The organism is Rhodococcus sp. (in: high G+C Gram-positive bacteria) (assembly GCF_049286785.1).
Lineage (GTDB): Bacteria > Actinomycetota > Actinomycetes > Mycobacteriales > Mycobacteriaceae > Rhodococcus_F.
Map to the genome: position 1 here is coordinate 1 of NZ_JBAQEO010000754.1, position 1,987 is coordinate 1,987.

A 1,987-nucleotide genomic window follows, 5' to 3' on the forward strand; every position below is an offset into this window, starting at 1 on the left:
GTTCACTAGGGCGTCGCGCACCCGACCCGAATCTCACCTTGACCGAAATGCTGGATGACGGAGGCATCTCACTGCGGCAACGACCCCGTGCGGAGACCGGAGACGTGCAGGTCCACGCGTTGTCCGAGCACTCGGGCACACGTCCGAAGACAAACCTGTCGTATTACAACGACTTCGCCGGCTGAACCATGGCCAGAGCCAAATCTGCGTACCGGTCCGCCAGTTCCGCGGGTTTCATGGGCCCATCGGCCCGCCACCACGTGCATACCGACTGACCCATGTGGATGATGGCCCGCGCCGCATCCTGGGGCAGTGGGGTCGTGAAGGCGTCTTCCTCCACGCCTCGGAAGATGACGTCACGGAAGATGCTCTCCTGCTCGTCGCGCAAAGCGACGACAAGACGACGACCCTCGTAATCGAGGCTCCGCAATTCCGTCGCGCCGACGAGCGCATCGGCCTGTCGCGTGGTGTGGAACATGATCCACGCACGCACGACGGCCTGGAGCTGTTCGGCAGGTGTCCCGCCCGAACGCAGCAACGCACCGCGAGTCATCGCGATGGCGTCGTGCAATGCCCGAGTCATGATGTCCTGCAGTATCTCCTGCTTGGACTTGAAGTGGTGATAGATCGAAGCCACCGTCATGTCGGCGTCACGGGCTATGTCGCGCATTGACGTGCCGTGGTAGCCGCGCTCGTTCATGTTCCACAGCGCGGAGTCCAGGATCGCCTGCCGGCTGACTCCGACAGCCGCGCCCTTGGCAGCACGCATCATGTTCCCATCCCCATCACCGATCGACGGCTCCAGAGTAGAGGCAACGAGAATTTCTGCCTAACGAACGTTCGGAACCGGGCGAGGTCGGTCCGCCGGGGCGTCAGCCTCCGCACTCACGTCCGCTGGAATACCCGAATGGGTGACCACGTAGTGGACCACGTGGTCACCCGCCTGTGTGGAGCCCACCGGACCGGACATTGTGATTCACGTCATACCGCGATCTCGCATCCGGTGTACGCAGTACGCCATACCGAGTTGCATACCTAGGAAGGCCATTCCCCATGACGCAGACCATCGATCGAACAGGCACCGTCCTCACCGATCAGACCGCCTCCGCGGCCATCGACTATGTGGCTCGGGCGAAGTCGATCGCGCACATCATCGAGCGAGAAGCGGATGCGATCGAGCGCGACACGACGATCACCGAACCAGTTTATGAAGCACTGGCCGAAGCCGAACTGTTCTGGATGCTCGTCCCGAAGGAACTGGGCGGCGGCGGGTGCGGGATCGTCGAAGCCCTCCAGGTGATCGAGGAAATCGCGCGCGCCGATGGTTCGACGGGTTGGGCATTGATGGCGAACGCCTTCAGCACCGGTGTCGCGGTCGGATTCATGAACGACGAGGGCGCCCGGGAAATGTTCGTCGGCCCCGAACGGGGCATTACCGCAGGCATGATCATGCCGACCGGCAAGGCCGTGAAAGTCGAGGGCGGTTACCGCGTCACGGGCCGATACCAGTTCGCAAGTGGATCTGCGCACGCCACCTGGATCGGCGCGGGCTTCGTCGTCCACGATGACGATGGCAACCCCGTGGTCGCCGCGGCCGGCACCCGCGACTGCCGCGTCGGATTTCTGCCGCGTGCCGAGGTCGAGTTCCTCGGCAACTGGAACGTGATGGGTATGGTCGGCACGGGCAGCTACGACTACACGGTTCAGGACCGGTTCATCCCGGATCAGTTCACGATGGAGACTTTCTCGACCATCCCCGTCCGTCCCGAACCCGTGTATCGGCTGGGACTTCTCGGTATCGGTGTCGGTGGGCACGCACCGGTGGCGCTTGGTTTGGCGAAGCGGGCACTCGAGGAAATTGTCCGAATCGTCTCGGGGAAAGCGCGTCCCGGTTATGCCACGGTCGTCGGCGACTCGGATCTGTTCCGCCGCGAGTTCAGCAAGTATGAGGCCATGTACCAGGCGACCAGGGCGTACGTCTATGCCG

The 1,987-nt window shown here is 63.2% G+C and carries 3 protein-coding genes; 2 read left to right on the forward strand and 1 reads right to left on the reverse strand.

Translation table 11 applies throughout. The features are described from left to right. Window positions 1-185, forward strand: a 185-nt coding sequence (locus WAW17_RS27330) for a hypothetical protein (protein ID WP_422335996.1), incomplete at its 5' end; no start/stop codon positions are given. Here the strand turns inward: WAW17_RS27330 and WAW17_RS27335 are convergent. Continuing rightward, window positions 164-769, reverse strand: a complete 606-nt coding sequence (locus tag WAW17_RS27335; protein WP_422335998.1) for a TetR family transcriptional regulator — start codon at window positions 767-769, stop codon at window positions 164-166. The two genes, WAW17_RS27330 and WAW17_RS27335, sit on opposite strands and share 22 nt — an antisense overlap. 284 nt (window positions 770-1,053) lie before the next feature. On the opposite strand from WAW17_RS27335, the gene WAW17_RS27340 reads away from it, so the two are divergent. Continuing rightward, on the forward strand, window positions 1,054-1,987 hold a 934-nt coding region (locus tag WAW17_RS27340; protein ID WP_422335997.1), incomplete at its 3' end, for an acyl-CoA dehydrogenase family protein.

Coding starts and splice junctions, on each gene's coding strand:
- WAW17_RS27335 (WP_422335998.1), bottom strand. CDS start 769: ATGCGTGCTGCCAAGGGCGCGGCTGTCGGAGTCAGCCGGCAGGCGATC.